The 22486-nt window shown below is 70.6% G+C and carries 23 protein-coding genes; 11 read left to right on the plus strand and 12 right to left on the minus strand.

The annotated features are described in order from the left end of the window. Nucleotides 1-92 precede the first annotated feature (92 nt). The 4 genes from norR (at nt 93) to ABNX08_RS30995 (ending at nt 4370) form a co-directional block, all read left to right on the plus strand. Complete coding sequence (gene norR, locus ABNX08_RS30980) at nt 93-1661, plus strand: nitric oxide reductase transcriptional regulator NorR (RefSeq protein WP_022539613.1); 1569 nt, start codon at nt 93-95, stop codon at nt 1659-1661. A gap of 249 nt (nt 1662-1910) precedes the next feature. Continuing rightward, nucleotides 1911-2351: a phasin family protein gene (locus tag ABNX08_RS30985; RefSeq protein ID WP_022539614.1), complete on the plus strand. Its 441-nt coding sequence runs from the start codon at nt 1911-1913 to the stop codon at nt 2349-2351. Nucleotides 2352-2436: 85 nt separating this feature from the next. Further along, nucleotides 2437-2583: a hypothetical protein gene (locus tag ABNX08_RS30990; RefSeq protein ID WP_349607276.1), complete on the plus strand. Its 147-nt coding sequence runs from the start codon at nt 2437-2439 to the stop codon at nt 2581-2583. A gap of 212 nt (nt 2584-2795) precedes the next feature. Next, nucleotides 2796-4370, plus strand: a complete 1575-nt coding sequence (locus ABNX08_RS30995) for a histidine kinase N-terminal 7TM domain-containing protein (protein ID WP_022539615.1) — start codon at nt 2796-2798, stop codon at nt 4368-4370. Between the two features lie 7 nt (nt 4371-4377). Here the strand turns inward: ABNX08_RS30995 and ABNX08_RS31000 are convergent, their stop codons facing one another. From ABNX08_RS31000 to ABNX08_RS31010, 3 genes are read right to left on the minus strand one after another with little or no spacing between them, the layout of a single operon-like run. Beyond that, nucleotides 4378-4836, minus strand: coding sequence for an SCP2 domain-containing protein (locus ABNX08_RS31000; RefSeq protein WP_022539616.1), 459 nt, complete (start codon nt 4834-4836; stop codon nt 4378-4380). Beyond that, entirely contained in the window at nt 4833-5768 is a 936-nt protein-coding gene (locus ABNX08_RS31005) for a U32 family peptidase (RefSeq protein ID WP_349607275.1), read from the minus strand. Before ABNX08_RS31005 ends, ABNX08_RS31000 begins: the two co-directional genes overlap by 4 nt. 56 nt (nt 5769-5824) lie before the next feature. Further along, on the minus strand, nt 5825-6871 hold the full coding sequence (locus tag ABNX08_RS31010; protein WP_349607274.1) for a peptidase U32 family protein: 1047 nt from the start codon (nt 6869-6871) through the stop codon (nt 5825-5827). A 287-nt stretch (nt 6872-7158) separates the two neighbouring features. Between ABNX08_RS31010 and ABNX08_RS31015 the strand changes: the two genes are divergently transcribed. After that, complete coding sequence (locus ABNX08_RS31015) at nt 7159-8334, plus strand: nitronate monooxygenase family protein (protein ID WP_022539619.1); 1176 nt, start codon at nt 7159-7161, stop codon at nt 8332-8334. Between the two features lie 96 nt (nt 8335-8430). On the opposite strand, the gene ABNX08_RS31020 is transcribed toward ABNX08_RS31015, so the two are convergent. From ABNX08_RS31020 to ABNX08_RS31030, 3 genes are read right to left on the minus strand one after another with little or no spacing between them, the layout of a single operon-like run. Continuing rightward, nucleotides 8431-9123 carry a Crp/Fnr family transcriptional regulator gene (locus ABNX08_RS31020; protein WP_022539620.1) on the minus strand — a complete coding sequence of 231 codons (693 nt, stop codon included), beginning with the start codon at nt 9121-9123 and terminating at the stop codon, nt 8431-8433. After that, the gene (locus ABNX08_RS31025) at nt 9116-10444 is read right to left on the minus strand and encodes a hypothetical protein (RefSeq protein WP_041682231.1); all 1329 of its coding nucleotides are present in this window, start codon (nt 10442-10444) and stop codon (nt 9116-9118) included. Before ABNX08_RS31025 ends, ABNX08_RS31020 begins: the two co-directional genes overlap by 8 nt. Before the next feature lie 38 nt (nt 10445-10482). Further along, nucleotides 10483-10908: a hemerythrin domain-containing protein gene (locus ABNX08_RS31030; RefSeq protein ID WP_022539622.1), complete on the minus strand. Its 426-nt coding sequence runs from the start codon at nt 10906-10908 to the stop codon at nt 10483-10485. A gap of 352 nt (nt 10909-11260) precedes the next feature. On the opposite strand from ABNX08_RS31030, the gene ABNX08_RS31035 reads away from it, so the two are divergent. The 4 genes from ABNX08_RS31035 (at nt 11261) to ABNX08_RS31050 (ending at nt 14694) form a co-directional block, all read left to right on the plus strand. Continuing rightward, nucleotides 11261-13255 carry a type IV pili methyl-accepting chemotaxis transducer N-terminal domain-containing protein gene (locus ABNX08_RS31035; protein ID WP_022539623.1) on the plus strand — a complete coding sequence of 665 codons (1995 nt, stop codon included), beginning with the start codon at nt 11261-11263 and terminating at the stop codon, nt 13253-13255. Beyond that, the gene (locus ABNX08_RS31040) at nt 13252-13908 is read left to right on the plus strand and encodes a response regulator transcription factor (RefSeq protein WP_022539624.1); all 657 of its coding nucleotides are present in this window, start codon (nt 13252-13254) and stop codon (nt 13906-13908) included. The genes ABNX08_RS31035 and ABNX08_RS31040 overlap by 4 nt, the downstream gene beginning before the upstream one ends. Before the next feature lie 260 nt (nt 13909-14168). After that, a complete protein-coding gene (locus ABNX08_RS31045; protein ID WP_022539625.1) occupies nt 14169-14327 on the plus strand; it encodes a DUF3309 family protein in 159 nt (52 codons plus the stop codon). Between the two features lie 178 nt (nt 14328-14505). Further along, nucleotides 14506-14694, plus strand: a complete 189-nt coding sequence (locus ABNX08_RS31050; protein ID WP_022539626.1) for a DUF3008 family protein — start codon at nt 14506-14508, stop codon at nt 14692-14694. Between the two features lie 100 nt (nt 14695-14794). Here ABNX08_RS31050 and ABNX08_RS31055 read toward each other — a convergent pair whose 3' ends face one another. The 3 genes from ABNX08_RS31055 to ABNX08_RS31065 all read right to left on the minus strand — a co-directional run bounded on the left by ABNX08_RS31055 (nt 14795) and on the right by ABNX08_RS31065 (nt 17068). Continuing rightward, nucleotides 14795-15586, minus strand: a complete 792-nt coding sequence (locus ABNX08_RS31055; RefSeq protein WP_022539627.1) for a ParB/Srx family N-terminal domain-containing protein — start codon at nt 15584-15586, stop codon at nt 14795-14797. Continuing rightward, the gene (locus ABNX08_RS31060; protein ID WP_022539628.1) at nt 15570-16001 is read right to left on the minus strand and encodes a hypothetical protein; all 432 of its coding nucleotides are present in this window, start codon (nt 15999-16001) and stop codon (nt 15570-15572) included. Before ABNX08_RS31060 ends, ABNX08_RS31055 begins: the two co-directional genes overlap by 17 nt. Before the next feature lie 191 nt (nt 16002-16192). Next, complete coding sequence (locus tag ABNX08_RS31065) at nt 16193-17068, minus strand: SDR family oxidoreductase (RefSeq protein WP_022539629.1); 876 nt, start codon at nt 17066-17068, stop codon at nt 16193-16195. Nucleotides 17069-17424: 356 nt separating this feature from the next. On the opposite strand from ABNX08_RS31065, the gene ABNX08_RS31070 reads away from it, so the two are divergent. Together ABNX08_RS31070 and ABNX08_RS31075 are read left to right on the plus strand one after the other, a co-directional pair. Beyond that, complete coding sequence (locus ABNX08_RS31070) at nt 17425-18591, plus strand: BON domain-containing protein (RefSeq protein WP_041682233.1); 1167 nt, start codon at nt 17425-17427, stop codon at nt 18589-18591. 51 nt (nt 18592-18642) lie between these two features. Then, a complete protein-coding gene (locus ABNX08_RS31075; protein ID WP_041681857.1) occupies nt 18643-19278 on the plus strand; it encodes a ParB-like protein in 636 nt (211 codons plus the stop codon). Nucleotides 19279-19297: 19 nt separating this feature from the next. Here the strand turns inward: ABNX08_RS31075 and ABNX08_RS31080 are convergent, their stop codons facing one another. Genes ABNX08_RS31080 through ABNX08_RS31090 form a run of 3 tightly spaced genes read right to left on the minus strand, consistent with a single transcriptional unit; the run spans nt 19298 to nt 22448 of the window. Beyond that, entirely contained in the window at nt 19298-20362 is a 1065-nt protein-coding gene (locus ABNX08_RS31080; RefSeq protein ID WP_022539633.1) for a DNA topoisomerase IB, read from the minus strand. A gap of 27 nt (nt 20363-20389) precedes the next feature. Further along, complete coding sequence (locus tag ABNX08_RS31085) at nt 20390-21274, minus strand: S9 family peptidase (protein WP_022539634.1); 885 nt, start codon at nt 21272-21274, stop codon at nt 20390-20392. Beyond that, the gene (locus ABNX08_RS31090; RefSeq protein ID WP_022539635.1) at nt 21261-22448 is read right to left on the minus strand and encodes a DUF3182 family protein; all 1188 of its coding nucleotides are present in this window, start codon (nt 22446-22448) and stop codon (nt 21261-21263) included. The genes ABNX08_RS31085 and ABNX08_RS31090 overlap by 14 nt, the downstream gene beginning before the upstream one ends. Nucleotides 22449-22486: the final 38 nt, after the last annotated feature.

The following is a 22486-nucleotide window of genomic DNA, read 5'->3' on the forward strand; positions in this document are numbered from 1 at the left end:
AAAACCCATCCGGATCAATGACTTGAAACACGGAAGGTCATAAATACCCTATACTTCGCGCGGTACTTATGACCCGACGGGTATTTTTCACCATGCTACCGAGCGCGATGTATCCCGACCTGCTGGCCGACCTCGTCACCGACCTGCCGCAAGCGGTTCGCCTGCAACGCCTGGTCAGCGTCCTGCGTACACATTTCCGTTGCGGCGCGGTGGCGCTGCTGCGGCTCGAGGAAGACCATCTGCGCCCCGTTGCCGTCGACGGCCTGGTGCGCGATGCGCTGGGCCGGCGCTTTGCCGTGGGCCTGCATCCGCGCCTGGCGGCGATCCTGGCGCGGCGCGGCGTGACCTGCTTCCACCACGACAGCATGCTGCCCGACCCGTATGACGGCCTGATCGACGAACACGTGGGCGAGCCGCTACCGGTGCACGACTGCATGGGCACCAGCCTGGAAGTGGACGGCCAGCCGTGGGGCGCGCTGACGCTGGATGCGCTGACGGTCGGCACCTTCGATACCGCCGCGCAGGCCGAGCTGCAGCGGCTGACGGTGATCGTCGAAGCAGCGATCCGCACCACGCGTCTTGAGGCCGAGATCCGCGCGCTGCAACTCGCGCGCGGCACCCAGGCCACCGATGAGGGCGTCGCCGGCAATGGCGAAATCGCCGGCGAGATCGTCGGCCAGAGCGAAGCCATCGCCAACCTGCTGCATGAGCTGGAAGTGGTGGCCGATACCGAGCTGCCGGTGCTGCTGCTGGGCGAGACCGGCGTCGGCAAGGAACTGTTCGCACACCGCCTGCACCGGCAGTCGCGCCGGCGCGCGCAGCCGCTGGTGCATGTCAACTGCGCGGCACTGCCCGAGTCCCTGGCCGAAAGCGAGCTCTTCGGCCACGCCCGTGGCGCCTTCTCCGGCGCCACCGGCGAACGCCCCGGCCGCTTCGAGGCCGCCGACGGCGGCACCCTGTTCCTCGATGAAGTGGGCGAACTGCCGCTGGCAATCCAGGCCAAGCTGCTGCGCACGCTGCAGAATGGCGAAATCCAGCGCCTGGGCTCCGACCGCCCGCGCCGCGTCAACGTGCGCGTGATCGCAGCCACCAACCGCAACCTGCGCGAACACGTGCGCGACGGCTCCTTCCGTGCCGACCTCTATCACCGCCTGTCGGTCTACCCGATCCCCATCCCGCCGCTGCGCGAGCGCGGCAACGACGTGCTGCTGCTGGCCGGGCGCTTCCTGGAGCTGAACCGCGCGCGGCTCGGCCTGCGCAGCCTGCGGCTCTCAGCCGCCGCGCAGGATGCGCTGCGGCGCTACCGCTGGCCCGGCAACGTGCGCGAGCTGGAACACGTGATCAGCCGCGCCGCGCTGCGCGCCGTCAGCCGCGGCGCGGACCGCAATGACATCGTGACGCTGGAGGCGGAGTTGCTGGACCTCGACGGGCTGGAATCGCCTGCGTCGGCGCACCAGCCCGGTGCGGGCATGACGCGCGCCTTTGCTGCACCGGCATTGGAGGCGGGCACGACGCTGCGCGACGCGGTGGAGCAAACCCAGCGAGCCTGTATCGAGCAGGCGCTGCAGTTCCATCATGGGAACTGGGCGCAGGCGGCGCGGCAATTGGGAGTGGATGCCAGCAATCTGCATAAGCTGGCGAAGCGGTTGCGGTGCAAGTGAAGGCACGGATCATGCGTGCCTGCGCCATTTGTGTGTCACCAGCATGTCGTCGCGCGGATTTCCGTCCGGCGCGTCACCTGAATGCCGCTGGCACCCATCCGTCATGGCGACGGGTCGGCTTACCGCTTAAGCTAGTCAGCATGCCGTCCGTGTGGGCGGCGCGCAGGTGTGCCGCCGCCATGGCCACCGCCATCGGACGACTCCGCCCTGCCCCCTGCCGGCATTGCGGACCCACCGGAGAGTTCCGTGATGATGACCGCAACCCAAGTCTTCTGGCCCCAGCCCTTCTGGCCCTTCCCGACCTATTTTGCCGGCATGCACCAGTATGAGTCCATGCAGTCCGACCTGGCTGACAACCTGCGCCGGATGGCCGAGCTGAACCTCGAGTTCGCCCGTTCCATGTTCGACGAGCTGCGGCTCGATGCCCTGGGCGTGATCATCTTGCAGGACCCGGAGGAGTTGTACGCGCGCGAGATCGCCAGCGAGCTGCCTCTGCTCGGCGGACCGCTGCGCTACGTCTCGGCCATGATGGAACTGATGGCGCGGGCGCAGCAGAAATGGATCGATGGCTGGGGCCACCTGCTGATGCGGGGACAATTTGCTGACTGGACGGTCGGTCGGGATGGCGTGACCGATGTGCCGTCCTGGTCGATCCGCGAGACGCCGCGACCGCAGCCCTCCGGGGAGTAAGCCGGCCCGGGCCAGTCACGCCGTCACGACAATCTTCCCGCAAGGCCGCAGCGCCCCTGACGCGAGCCCGTCCAGGATATAGGCCTTGTCAGTGCCGTATCCGGCACTGAAGCTCGACCTGGCCTTCAGCGACCGCTTCTCCGATCCGGTCGAGGATGGCCACACCCCCTCTACCGGCGGTCGGGGCAGCGGCGCCCATCGCTGTTCCCCCGTCCCGACCACCCGCCGCTGACGCTCATCCCGTCCAACCGGCTACGGCTGGACGACAACCGGCCCGCGCAGCCCGGTATCATTCATGCCGATGAGAACGCGAACCCAATATGCCAGCGCCCGAGCCAGGCGCCGAACCGGCACGGCACGCCACCATGCGGGCCCCAACGTCCCCACCGGGATGCCCCGCGGCGCCAGCGCATAGGCCCATCGCTCCAGGACGCGCCCGTCTCCATGCCTTCCTACCCCCTGGTTCTCCTGCTCACCATTGCTGTCATCTGCAGCATTGGCATGGTCGTTGCCACCTGGACGCGGCGCGACGATCCCACCATCCAGGCCTTCCTGGTGCTGGCCGGCGGCGTGGTGATCTGGAGCGGCGGCCGCCTGCTGGAAATCAGCTCGACCGACCTGCCCGGCCGGATCCTGTGGTCCAAGGCGCAGTACCTGGGCATCGTGGCCGTGCCGATCGGCTGGCTGGTGGCGATGGTGCACCTGAGCCGCCCGCGCTACGTGGTGCCGTGGTCCAGGCTGTGGCTGCCGGTGCTGGCCGCGGTGGTGACGGTGGTGCTGGTGTTCACCAACGAACGCCACCACCTGATCTGGCAGCGCATCACGCTGATGCCGCCCGGGGTCGCGCCCGGCGCCGTGTTCGAGCATGGCCCGGGCTATGTGGTGGTGGCGGCGTGGTCGTATGCGCTGCTCGGGCTGAGCCTGTATTTCCTGGTCACGGCGGAAGTGCCCAACGACGCGCTGTCGCGCCGGGGCCGCGCCATCCTGGCCGCCGGCCTGGCGTTGCCGCTGCTTACGCATGTCGCTTACCTGAAGCGCTGGACCGGCCCGCTCGGCGGCGACCTGACGCCGGCGACGTTTTCGCTGATGGCGGTGCTGGTGTGGTTCTGCGCGCTGCGCACCCACCTCGACGATATTGGCCACTATGCGCGGCTGCGCGTGTTCGGTGCGCTGCGCGAAGGCTGCGTGATCGTCGACAGCCGGGGCGCGGTGGTCGAATTCAACCCGGCCGCCGCGCAGTTGTGGCCCGCGCTGCACCGCGGCAGCGCCGTGCCGGCCGGCTGGCAAGGCGCGCTGGAGCGCTCGCTTGCCGCCGCGGATAACAGCGCCGCCCAGCCCTTCGTGCCGCCGGGCGCGCCCTTCGAACTGACGGTGGAAAGCGTCGCCAGGCTGGACGGCAGGCAGATCGGCAGCCTGGTGTTCATGCGCGATATCAGCCGGTTCCAGTCGCGCGAACTGGCCCTGACCGCGCGGCTCGGGCAGACCGAGGAACAGTTGTCGCAGGTGCAGGCCGACCTCGATATCGACGCGCTCACCGGCATCCCCAACCGGCGCTACTTCCAGCGCGAGTCGCTCGCGGCGGTGACGCGCGCGTTCGATCGCAACCAGGCGCTGGGCTTGCTGATTCTCGACGTGGACCTGTTCAAGCAGTACAACGATCTGCACGGCCATGTGGCCGGCGACGACTGCCTGCGCCAGATCGCCACGGCCCTGACCCGGACGCTGGCGCGCCCGCAGTTCTGCGCCCGGCTCGGCGGCGAGGAATTCGCGGCGCTGCTGCCCGACGCCTCGGGCGAGGAAACCCGGGCCGTCGCGCGCCGCATGGTGGAGGCCGTGCGCGACCTCGGCATCGCGCACAACGGCACGCCGGTCCAGCCCGTGGTGACCATCAGCGTCGGCGCGGTGTGCACGGTGCCCGAAGCGCCGCGCCTGGAGCCGCTGCTGCACCGTGCCGACAGCGCGATGTATCGCGCCAAGCGCGCGGGCCGCAACCGCTTCCTGCTGGACGGGGACGCGTAGCGCGCCGCTACGCGCCGCCTGCCGCCAGCGCCCCCTGCAATGCCACCAGGCGCGCCGCCGCCCGGCTGACCCACGCCGGCCGCGGCGCGGCATCGAGCCAGTACTTGACCTCCAGCCCCAGCGCCGTATCGCCGCTGATCACCAGCTTGCGCTGGAAAAACAGCGTATCGGTATCCGCCTCGCCGCCCAGCAGCCGCAGGTAGTCCACCGCGCAGGCGCGCAGCGTCAGCGCGGGCGCCGGTCCTTCGGCCGCGGCCGTATGGAAGCGCCCGCCTTCGCAACGGAACGGCACCTCCAGGCCAAGGTCCTGCACCGTCAGCAGGAAGGCATGCCCGTCCAGCGCCGCGGGCGGCTCCAGCCAGCCGGCACGGCGCGCCAGTTCCAGCGCCGCCACCAGCGGCAGCGCGCGCGCCCGCGCGGGCATGCGCCGATGCACGCCGGCCATCACCTTGTGCAATGCGTTCATGCCCGCGCCTCCCAGGCGATGCCGGCGCTGCCATGCCAGTAGCCATTGCAGGGCTGCGCGCCGGCCGGGACGATGCCACTGGGGGCAGGCGCCTGCACGCCGGCACGGATCGCGGCAAGCTGCCGCACCACCTCCAGCGTGCCGGTCGAATGCGGGCTGACGCGCAGCATCTGCACGCCCATCGCGGCCATGGCCAGCGCCTCGCCGCACAGGTCCAGGCAGGTGGCGCTCTGCGTCTGCACGCCGTTGAGCGTGAAGAATGCCTGCCCTTCGCCGGTGGCGGCCACCAGGCCGTCGGGGTAGTCCATGCAGCGGAACTCGCAGCTGTCCTTGCGCAGCCGATGGTGGCGCGCGGTGAAGCACCGCGCCGAGAAGGCCAGCGGCATGCGGCCCCAGACCAGGGCTTCGACACGCATGCCCTCGGGCCGGGCCGCGGCCAGCGCGCCAAGCGTACGGCCGTCCATCTCCACCGGCGCGACGCAGCCCACCGCGCCCAGGCTTGCCAGCCACGCCAGCGTATCGGCGTGATAGGCGTTCAGGTGCGGGCCGCCGACAAAGGGCCGCCCACCCATGCTGCGCACCGCGCCCAGGTCGTTGGCCTCGACCAGGTAGTCGTGCTGCGCGCAGGCGCGGCGCATCCAGGCGATATCGGTGTCGGACTCCACCAGCACCGGGGTGGACAGCACCACCTCCTTGCCGGCGTCGCGCAGCATCTGCGCGAGCGCCAGCCAGTCGGCATGGCGCAGTTCATGGCGGCGGGTGCAGACCGTTTCGCCGAGGTAGACGCGCTGCACCGGCGCATCGGCGACGGCGGCGTAGAACTGCAGCACTTGCTCGCGCGGCCAGTAGTACAGCAGCGGGCCCAGCGCGATGCCGAAGTCCGGCAACGCGGTGTCGGTGTCGGTGTCGGTGTCGGTGTCGGTGTCGGGCATGGGAAACTCCATCGTGGCCGGCATGGCCATATCAACGCAAATCGGTTCCATCGGCATCACCGCCACGGCCGGTCGTAGGCGCCCTGCGTCACCTGGTCGCCCTCGGCATGGCGGCCGAGCGTGCTCTGCCATTCCTGGCGCGGCGCAAAGCGTGCCGGGTCGGCACAGGCGGCGTCGATGGCCGCGCGCAGCACGCCGACCACGTCGCCCACATAGCGCGGGCTGCGCTGGCGGCCTTCGATCTTGATCGCGGCAATGCCCATGTCGATCAGCGACGGCAGCAGCGACAGCGCGTTGAGGCTGGTCGGCTCTTCCAGCACGTAGCCGCGCTCGCTCTCGACGTCGAAGCGCCCCTTGCACAGCGTCGGATAGCCGGCGGGCTCGCCTGGCGCGTAGCTGTCGATCAGGATGCCCGACAGCCGCGCGTGCATGGTGCCGTCCTGCTCAGTCCAGCGCACCGCGTGCGCGGGCGAGCAGACACCCTTGTTGTTGGGCGAATCCCCGGTGGCGTAGGACGACAGCAGGCAGCGCCCCTCCGCCATCACGCACAGGCTGCCAAAGCCGAACACCTCCAGCTCCACGCTGGTCTGGCGCGCCAGCTTGCCGATCTGCGCCAGCGACAGCACCCGCGGCAGCACCACGCGGCGGATATTGAAGCGCTCGCGCATCAGCTCGATGGCATCGGCGTGCGTGGCCGAGCCCTGCACCGACAGGTGCAGGCGCAGCCCGGGATGGCGCTCGCAGGCATAACCCATCAGGCCGGCGTCGGCCATGATGACCGCGTCGGCGCCAAGGTCCGCGGCCGCGTCCACGGCGCGGTGCCACTGCGGCACTGCGCCCATCTGCGCAAAGGTGTTGATGGCGAACAGCACTTCGGCGCCGCGCGCATGGGCTTCGGCAACGCCGGTGCGGATGTCGGCCTCGGTGAAGTTCAGGCCGCCGAAATTGCGTGCGTTGGTGGCGTCGCGCAGGCCCAGGTAGACCGCGTCGGCGCCGTGCTGCAGCGCCATGCGCAGCGCAGCGAGCGAACCGGCGGGCGCGACCAGCTGGGGCCGGCGCGGCGCGGTTGCGCCGTCGGGCAAGGCTGGGGAAGCAGGTGTCATGGGTGATGGCGCCGACGATGGCGCAGGAGGCAGGACAGCGGCCGATGCTAGCCAAGCGTTCGCGACAGGGGCTTGATCGCGCGCAAACCGGCACCAACGCGCGGCACCAACGCGCACACGGCGCACGCGGACCTATGCCGGTCGGCGTAGGCCGATGGCAGGGCACGCCCGTGCGCTTGACCTGCGGCAAACGCGGACCCCTGGCGCTGTGCCACGCTTCCGCAATCACCCCCATCGCGCCAGGCCGCATGCCGGCCCCGCGCGCACCACCTTTCCGGAGAGCGTTAATGAATGAACACTGGCTCAAGCTGGCCGGCCGCCGCCTGTTGCCCATCGTGCAGGGCGGCATGGGCATCGGCATCTCCGCGCACCGGCTGGCCGGCACGGTCGCGCGCGAGAACGGCGTTGGCACCATTGCCAGCATCGACCTGCGCCACCACCATCCCGACCTGGTCGAACGCACCAGCGGCCCGCGCTGCACCCGCGACAAGGCCAACATCGAGGCCGCCAACCTGGAGGCCCTCGACCGCGAGATCCGCGCCGCGCGCAGGCTGTCCGAAGGCCGTGGCCTGATCGCGGTCAACGTGATGAAGGCGGTGGGCTCGCATGCCGCACTGGTGCGCCAGTCGTGCGAAAGCGGCGCCGATGCCATCGTCATGGGCGCCGGCCTGCCGCTGGACCTGCCCGAGCTGACCGCCGGCCACCCCAAGGTGGCGCTGATCCCGATCCTGTCAGAGTCGCGCGGCATCGGCCTGGTGCTGCGCCGCTGGATGAAAAAGGGCCGCCTGCCCGATGCCATCGTGATCGAACACCCGGCGCATGCCGGCGGCCACCTCGGTGCGGCCACCATCCAGGACCTGTCCGAGCCGCGCTTCTCCTTCTCGCGCGTGCTGGCCGAGTGCCGCGAGTTGTTCCAAACGCTCGGGCTGGCGTGGGACAGCATTCCGCTGATCCTGGCCGGCGGCATCGACAGCCACGCCAAGGTGCGCCACTGGCTGAACGAGGGCGCAGCCGCGGTCCAGCTTGGCACCGCCTTTGCCGTCACCGAGGAATGCGATGCGCATCCGGCCTTCAAGCAGGTGCTGGCCACTGCGCGGCCGGAGACGCTGCGCGAGTTCACCAGCGTGGCCGGCCTGCCTGCGCGCGCGGTGCTGACGCCGTGGCTGGCGCGCTACCTGTCGAGCGAGGCACGGCTGCAGCGCCGCGCCAAGGTGCGCGAATGCCTGGAGGGCTTCGACTGCCTGCAGACCTGCGGGCTGCGCGACGGCATCGCCCGCATCGGCCAGTTCTGCATCGACCTCAAGCTGGCGCAGGCGGTGCGCGGCGATGTGGAGCGGGGGTTGTTCTTCCGCGGCCGCGGTGCGCTACCGTTCGGGGAGGCGATCCGGCCGGTGGCCGAGCTGATGCACTACCTGCTGACCGGGGAAAAGCCCGCAGCGCTGGCGCCGGCCGCGCAGGCTTGACGCGCGCAACCCGGCGCGCAACCCGGCGCGCAATCCCGCGTGCCCCGCCTTGCGGCGCGGCACGCTTCATCTGTTCTTCCTCGTCTTTTTTTGCGCTCAGGCCGCGGCCAGTTCCGGCCCACCCGCCTGCCGCGCCAGCCCCTCCGGATCGAGCAGGTAGATCTTGCCGCGCTCGATGCGGACCAGCCGCTCCGCGCAGAAGCGATGCATCACGCGCGACAGCGTTTCCGGCGTGATGCCGAGCTTGGAGGCGATCACGCGTTGCGTGCACGCCAGCCAGGTGCGGCGCGTGGCAAAGGCCTGCTCGCGCAGGAAACCCGCCACGCGCTGCAGCGCGCTCTGCAGGCTGACGGCTTCGATATCGCGCATCAGTCCGTGCAGCCGCCCGGACAGGTTGCGCAGCAGCTGTGCGGCAAGCAGCGGCTCCTGCATCAGCGCGTGCCACAGCGCCGCCTTGCCGATATGCAGCACCACGGTGCGCGCCTGCGCCTGGCAGGCCATGCGGCGTGGCACCCCGAGAAACAACAGGTCTTCGCCGAACACCGAGCCGGGACCGAAGACTTCGATGGCGCGCTCGCCGGTCGGCTCTTCGCCGGAGGGCGACAGCAGGGCCAGCTTGACCAGCCCCTCCATCACGATAAACAGGCCTTCGCACGGCTCGCCGCAGCGGAATAGGTATTCGCCCTTGCGCAGGCAGCGCAGTGTGGCGGCGGCGCGCAGCTGCGCCAGTACCGCTTCATCGACGCCGCGGAACAGCGGCAACGCGTCCAGGCTTACGGCTTCAATCATGGTGATGACCTCCTTCGGCACCCACGCCCACATGGCGCGGCGGCAGGCCGCCGCGCTTGCGCATCTGGCGCATGCAGCGCAACGCGCCCAGCAGCTGCCAGCCCAGCCACGCATTGGCGGCCGCCAGCAACACGCCGCCGGCACGCGCCAGCCACGCCGGCGCCAGCGGCACCGCCAGCAGCAACAGGTAAGCCGCCAGCAACAGCCAGGCCTGGCGCTGTTGCCGCGCCGGCGCAATGATGGCCTGCATGGCCGGCACGCGCGCGCGCGGCGGCAGCAGCCGGCGCAGGTGCAGCCAGGCCAGGAACGGCACGATCTTGCCGAGCATGGCCGTGACCGGGAGCACGCCCGCGCCGACCAGCGCCATGGTGCCGGCCCACCATGCCAGCGGCAGGTCCACGCCGGGCATGGCGACGGCGACTCCCGCCAGCAGGGCCGCACCCAGCATGCTCGCGCAGGCCACCGGCCACAGCAGCCAGAGCGGATCATGGCGCCGCCGCGCGCGCAGCGTGCCGGCCAGCCCGCAGGCGGCCAGCGCGGCGACAAAGGCCAGCCACAGCAGCAGCACGCCGTGCGCCAACGCAGGCACTTCTGTCCATAACAGCGCCGCGGCACTGAACGCCGCCAGCGGCAGCCAGTGTCCCAGCGGCAGCCAGCGCTCCAGCGCGGCGGGCAGGCGCCGCGTCTGCCAGAACATCGGCACGACGGTGGTGGCCACGCCCGTCACCAGCGCCGCCAGCCAGCCACCCAGCGCCCAGGCCATATGCAGGTCCAGCACCTGTGCCACCGGCACGCGCCACCAGCCGCCGAGCGTGCCGGCCAGCGCCATGCCGCACAGCACCGCGAGCGCCAGCGGCGCGCCGATGCCGGCAAGCGTACGGGTGGTGGCATCGACCGCGACCACGCGCCGCCCCGCGGCCAGCAACAGCACGCCGGCCAGCAGCGGCACCGCGGCGGCAATCGCCGCCGCGCGCAAGGCCATGGGCTCGCCGCCCAGCAGGCCAACTGCCAGCGCCGCGGCCATGCCCGCGCCCGCAGCCGCCACGAACGGCGCCAGCGCGCCCGTGCCCGGCACGGACACGCCGGCCACCACCGGCATCATCTGGAACAGCGCGCCCACCATCACCGGCAGCAGCATGCCCAGCGCCAGCATGTGCACGGCCACCAGCGCCAGCGGCGCGAACCGGTCCGGCAGGCCGTCGGCCGGCCCCGCCGCGAGCAGCACGCCGGCCGCCGCGCCCAGCCACGGCGCCGGCATCAGGCAGCCGAACACCACCGCCGGGCGCGGCGCGCGTTCGTAGTCCAGGTTGGCGGCTTTCATGCGGCGCGTGTCGTGCATTGACGATGCATCGGCCAGCCCTACGCGAGGCCGGCGAGCACGGCGTCCAGGTCGGGCAGCAGCGCGCGGCACATCGGAAACAGCACGTTCTCTTCCTTGACGTTGTGCTGCTGCAGCAGCACCACCAGCGTGTCGAGGTCGGCCGCCAGCGCATTGCCGTCATGCAGGGCCAGCCATTCACGCGCGTTGTCCAGCAGCGCGCGCACCGCGTCGTGCTCGCGGCGCATCACGGCGGTGGGCCCGCCGGCCATGCCGGTGGCCTGCTCGAAGGCTGGGAACAGGCGCGCTTCCTCGGCGTTGAAATTGCCCTCCAGCGCGGCTTCCAGCAGCGCGAACGCGCCGGCGGCCCTGGCCCAGTTTCCTTCGCGCGCGGCGGCTTCGAGCCGTGCCAGCGCGTCATCGCAGTCGCGGTGCTGGCGCACCAGCAAGTCGGTTCCCGTGGACATGGTTTGCGGTCTCCCGGATCGGTATTGACCGGATGCTAGAGCGCGCCTTGCCCGCGGGATTTGATCCCGGATAAGTCCGCCGGTGAAAGCGCGTGCCATGCGGGGAGGCGCGACGAAATATCACCCCATGACATATCTGGTGTGGTGTCAGCTCCACTGTCCTGGCTGCGATCGCCCCGCCAGGCTCCTGGCCCGATGCGTCGCTGCCCGCACATCCGAGCACCAAAACCCGGGTTTAGTTGATCTGGCGCAGGAAGCCGCCCTGGCCAGCCGCCGACAATGGCTGACGAAATGCGCGCGCCCGAGCGCCGTAGCCTCCAGGTAGCCCCCAGGTAGCCCCCGATACCGAACCATGCCCCAAACCGACCCCCCTGCCGCTTCCGGCCTGCCGGCGCTGCGCCACCGCCTGTCCACGCGCATCATCTCTCTGTCGCTGGCGGTGCTGCTGGTCGTGCTGGGCATGATCTCCGGCACGCTGTGGCTGTCCTGGAAGCTAGAAGGCGCCGGCGCCGCCATCAACGACGCCGGCAGCCTGCGCATGCGCGCCAACCGCGTGGCGATCGAGCTGTCGCTGGCGCAGGAGCGGCGGTCCGACGCGCTCGCGATGCAGGTGCATGCGCTGGACACCACGCTGGCCCAGTTGAAGAAGGGAAACCCGGCGCGGCCGCTGTTCTTGCCCGACGAGCCCGCCATCCACGCGCAGATGGCGCGCGTCACGCAGGACTGGCAGCAGCTGCTGCGGCCGCTGGCGCTGCCGGATGGGGGCCACGCTGCCGCGCCGGACCAGTACATCGCCGCGCTGCCCGGCTTTGTCGCGCAGGCTGACCGCCTGGTCGGCATGATCGAACACGACAGCGCGCGCAAGACCGACCTGCTGCGGCTGTCGCAGGCAGCGCTGGCCGCGATGGCGTGCGTGGGCACGGTGGCGGTGATCTACCTGCTCTACCTGTGGATCATCCTGCCGGTGCTGCGCCTGCAGGACGGCCTGCAGCGCATGGCCGCGCGCGAGTTCTCGCTGCGCCTGCCGGTGGAAAGCCGGGACGAGTTCGGCACGCTCAACGAGGGCTTCAACCGCATGGCGGGCGAGCTGCAGGGCCTGTACCAGGACCTGGAGGCGCGCGTGGCGCAAAAGACCGCGGAGCTGGAGCGCCAGAACCGCGACCTGGAAGCCCTGTACGACATGGCCGCCTTCCTGAACCAGGCCAGCGACGCCGAAGCCATGGCGCGCGGCTTCCTGGAACGTGTGATGCGCCAGTTTGACGCCGAGGGCGGCAGCGTGCGCGTGCTCGACAGCCGCCACGGCAGGATGCACCTGCTGGCGGCCACCGGGCTACCGGCGTCGCTGGCCGATGCCGATGCCTGCGCCACTGCCGACGCCTGCCATTGCGGCGACGCCACGCGCGCGGCGGTGGTGGCCATCGCCGACCTGCGCACGGCGCCGCGCGGCGGCATCGCCGCCGGGGACGCAACGCCCTGCGCGCGCAGCGGCTTCCAGGCGCTGGCCGCGTTCCGCATCGAAAGCCAGCGCGGCGCCACCGGCGTGTTCGCGCTTCATTTCCGCGCGCCGCGCACGCTGCCGCCGTCGGACCGCCAGCTGCTGGAAACGCTCGGCCAGCATCTTGGCACCGCGCTGGAGCACCTGCGGCTGTCGGCCACCGCGCGCCAGCTCGCGGTGGTGGAAGAGCGCAACCTGGTCGCGCAAGGCCTGCACGACAGCATCGCGCAGGGCCTGAACTACCTGAACCTGCAGGTGCAGCTGCTCGACGCCGCAGTCACGCGCGACGACCTGGCCGAGACCCGCGAGATCGTGCCGATGCTGCGCCACGGCGTGGAAGAGAGTTACCAGGACGTGCGCGAGCTGCTGAACAACTTCCGCTCGCGCCTGGGCACCGGCGAACTGCGCCCGGCGGTGGAGGAAACCGTGGGGAGGTTCCGCCGCCAGTGCCGCACGGAGGCCGCGCTCAGCATCGACGACGATGGCGCGGGCCGCCCGCTCTCGCCCGAGCAGCAGCTGCAGGTGCTGTTCATCCTGCAGGAGGCGCTCTCGAATGTGCGCAAGCACGCCATGGCCGCGCACGTGACGGTAGCGCTGCGCCACGGGCGTGAGTTCCGCCTGGTGGTGCAGGACGACGGCGAAGGCTTCGATCCCGACGAGCTGGCCACGCGCGCCGATGCGCATATCGGCCTGAACATCATGCGCGAGCGCGCCGCGCGCCTGGGCGCGCAGCTGCACGTGCAGGCCGGCCCGGGGCGCGGCGTGCGCATCGAACTCGTCCTGCCCGCCACGGCGCAAGCCGCCGCCCGCCCCGACACCAAGACTACCCAGACCACCGGAATCCAGCCATGACCATCCGCATCCTGCTGATCGACGACCACACGCTGTTCCGCTCCGGCATCCGCGCGCTGCTGCAGCGGCAGACCGATTTCGAGATCGTCGACGAAGCCGCCGACGGCGTGGAAGGCATCAAGCGCGCCAAGCAGCACCGCCCCGACGTGATCCTGCTGGACCTGAACATGCCGGGCCTGTCGGGACTGGAGGCGCTGCAGCTGCTGGTGGAAGACCTGCCGCAAACCGCGGTGATCGTGCTGACCGTGTCCGAGGAAGCCGAGGAACTGGCCGCGGCGCTGCGCAGCGGCGCACGCGGCTACCTGATCAAGAACATCGAGACTGAAGCGCTGATCGCAGGCATCCGCCGCGCCGCCGCCGGCGAACCGGTGATCTCCGACAGCATGACCGCCAAGCTGGTGGCGCAGTTCCGCGCGCCGGCACCGCTGGCCGTGCCGCGCCAGGACGAAGCCCCGCGCCTGACCGCGCGCGAGCGCGAGATCGTGCAGGGCCTGGCGCGGGGCGAAAGCAACAAGGAGATCGCGCGCGATCTCGGCGTGGCAGAAAGCACGGTGAAGATCCACGTGCAAAACATCCTGAAGAAGCTGAACCTGGCCAGCCGCGTGCAGGTGGCGGTCTATGCGGTCGAGCACAGGCTCACCGAAGCCGGCTGAGGCGCTTTGCGCACTGCGCTGCCGTTGCGCCACCATGGGCGGTACCAGCGAGCGCCACAGCCGTTGTGCGGCGCGCCACGCGCCAGCCGTGCGCTCCCGGCGTCGTCCGATTCCTACACCGATTTCAGCCCTTGTCCGGAGGGACGTACGCGTGCCTTGTTCTACGCTGGATTCTGAGTAGTGGCCTTTTGTGCAAACCCCTGCGGGTCACTTCGGAACGGAAGCCGCGGCTTCCCCGATCCACGAACAAGGAGCACGCCATGGGTATCGGCACCATCCTTCTGATCATTCTTATCCTGCTGCTGGTCGGCGCGCTGCCGGCATGGCCGTACAGTTCCGGCTGGGGCTACTGGCCAAGCGGCGGCCTGGGCCTGATCGTCCTGATCGTGGTGCTGCTCGTGGTGCTCGGCAGGATATAGCGTCCTGGCTAGCCAGCGGGCGATGCACGCCGGCACACACCCGCGCGCACGGCGGCAGCGCAGCGGCGCCTGCTTGCAGGCTCCGCCTGAGCGGCCTATAACGAAGCGCGGGCGTGTGCCGGTGCATCGCCTGGTTCCTCTCCACCGGTTCTTTTCCACCCTTCGCAAGGAGACTGACATGCCAGCAAAATCCAAGGCGCAACAGCAGGCCGCGGGAGCGGCGCTCTCCGCAAAGCGCGGCGAAAAGAAGGCCGGATCGCTCAAAGGGCCTTCACGCTCGATGGTCAAGTCGATGAGCGAGAAGGAACTCGACAAGATGGCATCGACCAAGACCAAGGGCATGCCGAAGCACAAGTCGGAAAGCTGATCCGCGCGGGCCCGTTGCCTGGGCCAGCGAGACAGGGGCAGGCCATCGCGCCTGCCCCTTTGCATTGGTGGTGTGCCGCTCCGCGCAGGTTATTTTTCGCTTATCCCTTCGGGCTGTCCGCGCGCCCCGCCTTTCCGTTGCCCGCATCCTTCCCCTTGGCGGCGGCTGCGCCATTGCGGCGTTTGCCCGCAGCCGCACCGCAGTAGCCCGGCAAGCGCCGGGCCTTGGCGCTGCGCGCCAGCCGGATCGACTCGGCCAGCGCCAGGCCGAAGCCGGCAATGCTGTGCATGTCCTGTTCCACCCGCTCGCGCAGGAAGCCGGCCCAGCAGAAGTCCCCATAGGCATTGCCCGGCTTGCGGTAGGCCCCTGCCTCGCGTGTAAACGCGGCGAGGCTGCGATAGGGGTCGTCACGCATGCCCATCACGGTTGGCGGCAGGGCTTTCGGGCCCAGCAGCTTGCCGTGCTCGTCATAGGGGTGGACATGACCGAGCCGGCGCATGCGCTTCCAGAACGCCGACGCGCTCATGTGACTGAGATCGTGCAGGATCTGCACCGGCGCCCACTCATAGCCCAGCTCCACCCAGGCGCGCGCCCAGTGGTGGTGATCGACGATATAGAGGTCGCCGCCCGGCCCGGCGATGGTCTTCAGGCGATGGCGGCGCAGGAAGCGCCGCAGCGCGTCCAGGTCCTCGGGATCGGCGTGGCGCCGGGTCACTTCGATCTTGTGGTTGACGTGGACGTAGCCCAGCGTCAGCTGCGTCGGGCGCAGGCGCGCCAGTTCAGCCATGGCCTTGCCGCGCAGCCGGCGTGGCGCGGCGGCGCGCTCCGTGCCGCTGCGTCTGGCCTCGCCGTCGTCTGCCGCGCCCGCGCGGCGCTCAGTCGTGCTCGACACGCTTGCGTTCGACGTAGTGCTCCAGCTCGCTGCCGGGGTCCTCGTTGCCGGTGCTTTGCTCGGCAACCGCTTCCCGGGCGATCGGGCGTGGCCAGAACTCGCCCTCGCCGTCCTGCACCGGCTCACCGTGCGTGGCAGGGTCGAAATCGGTCCACTGGCCGCATTCCCAACTGCCCTGGGCACGCTCCACGTCGCTGGCGCCGGCTTCGCGCAGCACGTCGACCACGACCGAATCCAGGCCGTTGGTGACGCACGCGGCCAGCATCACGCCACCCGGCGGCGCGGCGCCGGCGGCGCCCTGTCGCATCGACATGATCGATACGTCCCACACGGAGAACCCGCGTGTGAACAACGTGCGCGCCGCGTCTTCCGCACTGGCGAGCGATTCAAAACGTCCGGCTACGATCGGTGACATGATGGCTCCCTGATTGATATCGGCAATGGCCGTGACTGCTCAATTCGCATTGCAAGAGCCACGCCCGCGCGTGATGCAGCAACCCTGGCAACGCTTGCGGCATGTTGCGGAGCATGGCGCACGCCGCCCGTGCAATATTTGCAAAACGCGGCCCCGAACTACATGCGCGGCGCCGCGGCGCGCGGCCGGGATCAACCGTTGACGACTTCCCCGCCGTTGATGTGCAGAATCTGCCCGGTGATGTAGCTGGCAGCGTCCGACGCCAGGAAGACATAACCCCCCGCCACTTCGAACGGCTGCCCCGGGCGGCCCATCGGCGTCTTCTTGCCGAACTCGGCGACTTCCTCGGGGGTGAAGGTCGACGGGATCAGCGGCGTCCAGATCGGGCCGGGCGCCACGCCGTTGACGCGGATGCCGCGCTCCACCACCTGCAGCGCCAGCGAACGCGTGAACGACACGATCGCGCCCTTGGTAGCAGAGTAGTCCAGCAAATGCTTGCTGCCACGATACGCGGTCACCGAAGTCGTGTTCAGGATCGACGAGCCGGGCTTCATATGCGGCAGCAGCGCGCGGGTCAGATGGAACATCGCGAACACGTTGGTGCGGAAGGTCGCCTCGACCTGCTCGGCATCGATGTCTTCCAGCGATTCCTTCGGGTGTTGCTCGGCGGCGTTGTTGACCAGGATGTCGAGCTTGCCGTACTGCTGCAGCGTCTGCCGGGCTACGGCCTCGGCATGCGCATGGTCGGCCAGGTCCCCGGCGATCGCCAGGCACTTGCGGCCGGCGGCCTCGACCAGTTCGACGGTCGCGCGCGCGTCGGCATGTTCGTTGAGGTAGGCGATGGCGACGTCGGCGCCTTCGCGCGCGAACGCCACCGCGATGGCGCGGCCGATGCCGCTGTCGCCGCCGGTGACCAGCGCCACGCGGCCCTTCAGCCGGCCGCTGCCGACATAGTCATCCGCGCCGCTGTCCGGCTGCGGGCGCATGGGGGCTTCCAGCCCTGGCTGGCGGTCCTGGTGCTGGGGTGGAACGCTCTTGCGTGTGGAGGGTGTGGAGGGTGTGGACATGGTTCTCTCCTGACTGCGGGGGCCGCTTGTTGCGCGCATCGGACCAGCCGGGGAGACGCGCAAGAGCCTTTGCACGTGCTGCGCAAGTTCCATGCCGCGAACGGCAAGCCGCGGCCGTTCTGCCCGGCGGCGCGCACGCGCCAGCGCCGCCGCAGCGTGCCTGCGGCGGCGCCCGTAACCGTTACATCGCCCGGCAATCCTTACAGCGCGCCGCCGCTGCGTGCGGCCCACGGGCAGCGCCGCAGCGGGGCACGGTTTTTGCGGCCTTTTCAGGCATGAACGTTCAGGCCCGCTTGCCGCACCGCCGCACCTGCAAGGCGGCGGCCCGCACGGGCCGCCACAGCCAGGAGGCACATATGTTCAACTTCCGTAATGACCGCGGCGGCCGCAGCCGCGGCAGCCACGAAGCGCAGCGCCGCGAAGGCGGCCAGCCGGAACGCCGGCGCGACGAGCGCCTGGGCAGCGGCTCGGAAGACTGGGGCCAGGAATGGGGCGAGGACTGGCGCGGCGAAGACAACGGCCAGGGCAGCGCTGGGCGCGGCAGCCAGGCGCCGCAACGCGGCGGCGCGTGGTACCAGCAGGACACGCCGGCGGGCCAGCGCCGCGGCAGTTGGGGCGAACAGGGCTACGGCGCCGCGGATACCGGCGGCACCGGGCATCCGTACAGCAGCGGCTATGGCGGCTATCGCCCGAACCCGCAGGACAGCGGCTATCGCAGCCAGGAGCGCGAATCCGGCTATGGCTACCGCGACGAGGACCGCTTCGGTCCGCGCGGCCGCAGCAGCGAACTGGGCCCGCGCGATGAAGGCTACGGACGCGCCCGCCAGGGCGCCGGCGAAGGCCGCGGCTGGCGCGGTGAGGACGAGCGGCGCGAACGCAGCGAATGGGGCGAACGCGGCGGCCGCGCGATGCACTGGCGTGAAGGCATGGAGCGCGATCGCGAGGAGCGCGCCGGCCAGCCCAGCTATGGCGGCGGCTACTTTGGCGACGCCGGCCGCGGCGGCCAGTCGTACAGCGGCGGCCAGCGCGTATATCCGGACGATCCCGGCTACCACCGTCGCACGCCCTATGCCGAGCAGGCCGGACAGGGCAGCCGCCACGCCGGGCGCCGCGCGGTAGGCCCCAAGGGCTACCACCGCCCGGACGAGCGCGTGCGCGAAGACGTCTGCGAACGCCTGGCAATGAACCCGTATATCGATGTCGGCGAGGTCACGGTGGAGGTCGCCAACGGCGTGGTAACGCTGGACGGCACGGTGCGCGAGCGCCGCGAGAAGTACGTGATCGAGGAGATCGCCGATGCGGTGTTTGGCGTCACCGAAGTGGATAACCGCCTGCGCGTGCAGCGCCAGTCGGGCAGCGCGTGGGCAGCGGGATCCGAAGTCGGCGGCGATGAGACCTTGGGCGGCCGCAGCGGCAGCCTGGGCACATCGGGCACCGGCGGCACCGGTGGCAGCACGAGCGGCACCGCCTCGGGCACCAGTCCCGCCGGCACCTCACCGGACCGCACGCTGAACAAGAGCTGACCGCCAACCATGACGACGGGCGCGGCCCTGCCGCGCCCCGCCCCTGCCCCTATGCCTCGCTCTCCACGCAAACTCAGGCCCGACAGCAAGTTGATGGTGCCGCTGGACATCCTGCATCCCACCCAGATCACGGTCGGCGCCTACCACGTCGCGCAGAAGGTCCACACCACCCGGCGCGTGCCGCCGGAGCATCGCGCCGCGTTCCTGGACCGGCACCGGGTACATCTGGTGATCGGCCCGGAGCAGGCGCTGTACGTGGTCGATCACCACCACTGGGTGCGCGCCTGGCACGACCTGGGCCTGACCCATGTGCCCGGCCTCGTGCGCACTGACCTCAGCGACATGGATGCGCGCGCATTCTGGCGCCACATGGTGGCCAACCACATGGTCCACCCGTATGACGAGCACGGCCGGCGCCGCCCTCTGACGGAGCTGCCGGACGCGATCCACGACATGCGCGACGATCCCTACCGCAGCCTGGAGGCATTCGTGCAACTGGCCGGCGGCTACCGCAAGGTAAAAACGGCCTACCCGGATTTCCGCTGGGCGGACTACTTCCGGCGCAACGTGCCGGGGCCGTTCGACACGCAGCACCACTTCGCCATTGCCCTCGCGCGCGCGTTCCAACTGGCGCATACGGCGGGTGCGCGCGAACTGCCCGGCTATATCGGCCCGCTGCCCTGCTGAACCCGCTCGCCGCGCGCGCTCACTTGCCGGCCCCGGAGGTTGTCTTCGCCAGCAGTTGCAGCAGCCGCGCCTCGTCCGCGCGCAGCCGCGTCGCCGACGGCGCCTTGCCGCGTGCCTGCAGCGCGCCGGCAAGGTAGGCGTCGATCACCTCCGGATGCACATAGCACTTGCGGCACACCGCCATGGTGTTGCGCAGCTGGTGCGCCACCTGGCGGATCGCATCCGCGACGGCCTTCTTGCGCGCGCTCTCGCTGTCCGCTTCGGGCAGCTTGCGCAGGATCGCGAGCGCATGCACGCTGCCGGCCCAGGTACGGAAATCCTTCGCCGTAAAGTCGCCGCCGGTGACTTCCTGCAGGTAGGCGTTGACGTCGGCCGAGCCGATCTCGCGGATCTCGCCGTCGCTGTCGCGGTACTTGAACAGGCGCTGCCCCGGCAGGTCGGCACAGTTGCGCACGATGCGCGCGAGGCGCGGGTCGTTGACCGAGACGTCATGCGTGATGCCGCTCTTGCCGTTGAACTGGAAGCGCAGCCGGCTGCCGCGCACGGTCACATGGCGGCGGCGCAGCGTGGTCAGGCCGTAGGTGCGGTTCTGCCGAGCGTAGCGCGGCGAGCCCACACGCACCAGCGTGGCGTCCAGCAGCACCACCACCGCGGCGACCACCTTCTCGCGCGGCATGCCGTTGCGGCCGAGGTCGCGCGTGGCGCGCGCCCGCAGCCGCGGCAGCGCGGTGCCAAAGGCCAGCAGCCGGCCGTATTTGTCGGTATCGCGCAGCACCGCCCATTCGGCGTGGTAGACGTACTGCTTGCGCCCGCGCGCATCGCGCCCGGTGGCCTGCAGGTGCCCGCGCGGGTCCGCGCAGATCCACACCGATTCATAGGCCGGCGGGATCGCCATCGCGGCGATGCGCGCCAGCGTGCCGGCATCGCGCACGCGCTCGCCGTCGGGACCGATATAGCGGAAGCCGCTGCCGTGGCGGCGGCGCGTGATGCCCGGTCCGCTGTCGTCGACATAGCGCAGGCCCGCGTCGCGCAGCACGGCCTCGAGCGTGACGGCGGCCTCTGTGGTCGCCAGCGCGCTATCCATGGCCGTCGCAAGGCTGGCGCGGGCACGCTATTCCGCGCGGGCCGGCGGGGCGCTCGCGCCTGATGGCGACGTGCCGGTGCCCGACATGGCGCCCGCCATGCCCAGCTCCTCCTCGTGCTCCGGGGGCGCGGGCCGCGGCCTGGGTGGCACCGCGCGCTCCGCGCTGACCGGGCCGGCGCGCGCGACGGTGATCATCTCGCGCAGCCAGTTGACCAGCAGGCTGGTGTAGGCGCGCTGGCTTTCCTCGTCGGTCAGGCCGTGGTCGGCGCCCTTGATCATGCGGTAGGTCATCGAATTGGCATGCAGGCAGGCGTCGACATAGCTCATCACCGCGGCGTGCGGCACCACCTGGTCGCTCTCGGATTCGATCACCAGCACGTCGCCGGCGAAGGCGCAGCAGGCGCGCAGCGCGCGGTTGCTTTCCGGGGGCACCACGCTGCGCCGATAGCTGACCAGGTCCTGTTCGCGATGCAGCTGGCGCTTGGGCAGTTCCCAGCCGGAATCCATGTACAGCGCCGGCGCGCGGAAGCTCATCCAGCGCACCGGGCGCAAGGTGGTCAGCAGTGCGGCGAGGTAGCCGCCGTAGCTGCTGCCCACCACCGCGATCGCGTTGCGGTCCACTTCGGTCTGGCGCACCAGCAAATCGTAGGCCGCCACCACATCGGCGAGGTTGCGCATGCGGGTGACGGTTTCGTACTCCGCGCGCGTACCGGCATGGCCGGTCAGGTCGAACGTCAGGCAGACACAGCCCAGCCCCGCCACCTTGCGCGCGCGCGCCAGGTACTGCTGCTGGCTGCCGCCCCAGCCATGGACGAACAGCACCCCGGGCAGCTTGGTTTCAGGACTGATCAGGGTGCCGGCAATGGTGCCGCCCTCGGTCTGTATCTGCAGGAGTTCTTCATGCGTTGCCATCGGATTCACGCTCCAGTCGTGCGTATTTGGTCAGAGGACCGACATGGCGGTCCTCTCCCTGGAAATAGATCTCGGCATCGTCGGGCACCTGCACGCCGTTGCCGTACACCTCGCGGGTCGAGGCCACCACGCGCGTGCGCCTCGGATCCTCGCGCAGCGCCGCCAGCGCAGCCAGTTCGGCGCCGGTCGCGCCGCCCACGCGCCAGGACTGCTCCAGCACGCCGCCCAGCACGCACTCGCGGTCGGCACTTCCGGCCGCGGGCCCGAAGGCCACGTCATAGTTGCAGCGCGACAGCACCATGCCGCCATAGCAGGCCAGCGCGGCGTCGTGGTACACCATCGCCGCGCGTACCGCGGCCTGCGTGCGCGCATCGAATGGTTGCTCCAGCAGCGCGTCAAAGCCGCCGCGCACCACCGTCAGCGTCGAGCCGCCGTACACCTGCTGGCCGCGGTTGTTGGCCGTCAGCCTCTGCGTGCCGCAGTAGGCGGCACGCAGGCCGGCCAGCTCCACCTGCCCAACGCTGTAGGTCTGGGGCGCGTCCAGGTCGCGCTCCAGCACCAGGCCGAGGGTTTCGACGATATCGGCCTGCATCGCGTCCAGCGCCTCGTCCAGCGCGCGCTCGCTGTCGACCACGCGCTGGCCCAGCCCACCGATGCCGCAGGGCTCCTTGAGCCGCACCGGTCCCAGCGCCAGCAGGCGCTTGCCGGCCACGCGCGCGTCGGCCACGGTGAACGCGGTAAAGCCCGGCAGGGTCGCGCCCACCACGCGCTGCACGAAGCCCTCGCACCAGCCCTGCGGTGCCGCCGCGCCCGGTTCCACCAGGCCGTGCGTGATCGCCTTGGTGGCCACGAACGCGTACGGCACCACGCCGCCAAAGAGGTCGCTCTCGCCCTGCACGCCGAGGCTGGCGGCCAGGTCGGCGCCCACCAGCGTCTGCGCGGGCACCAGGTAGGGCGCGGTTTGCCCCGCGCCCGGCGCGGCGTAGGCACCGGCGAAGGCATAGCCCGCGATATCGGCCACCTTGCGGGCTATATTGGCAAGGGTCGTGCCATGGTGGCTGTCGGCATCGCCCAGCGGCTCGCAGCCGTAGACCATGACGCTGCGGCCCGGCGGCGAGGCCGTGGCGGCCCTGCCCGCGCGTTTGCGCTTCGTTGCCTGGTTGGGATCGGACACGGCTGGCTCCTTGCTGGGTTGTGCGCGACGGCACGGGG

This window comes from Cupriavidus sp. DF5525 (assembly GCF_040149425.2).
Lineage (GTDB): Bacteria > Pseudomonadota > Gammaproteobacteria > Burkholderiales > Burkholderiaceae > Cupriavidus > Cupriavidus pickettii_A.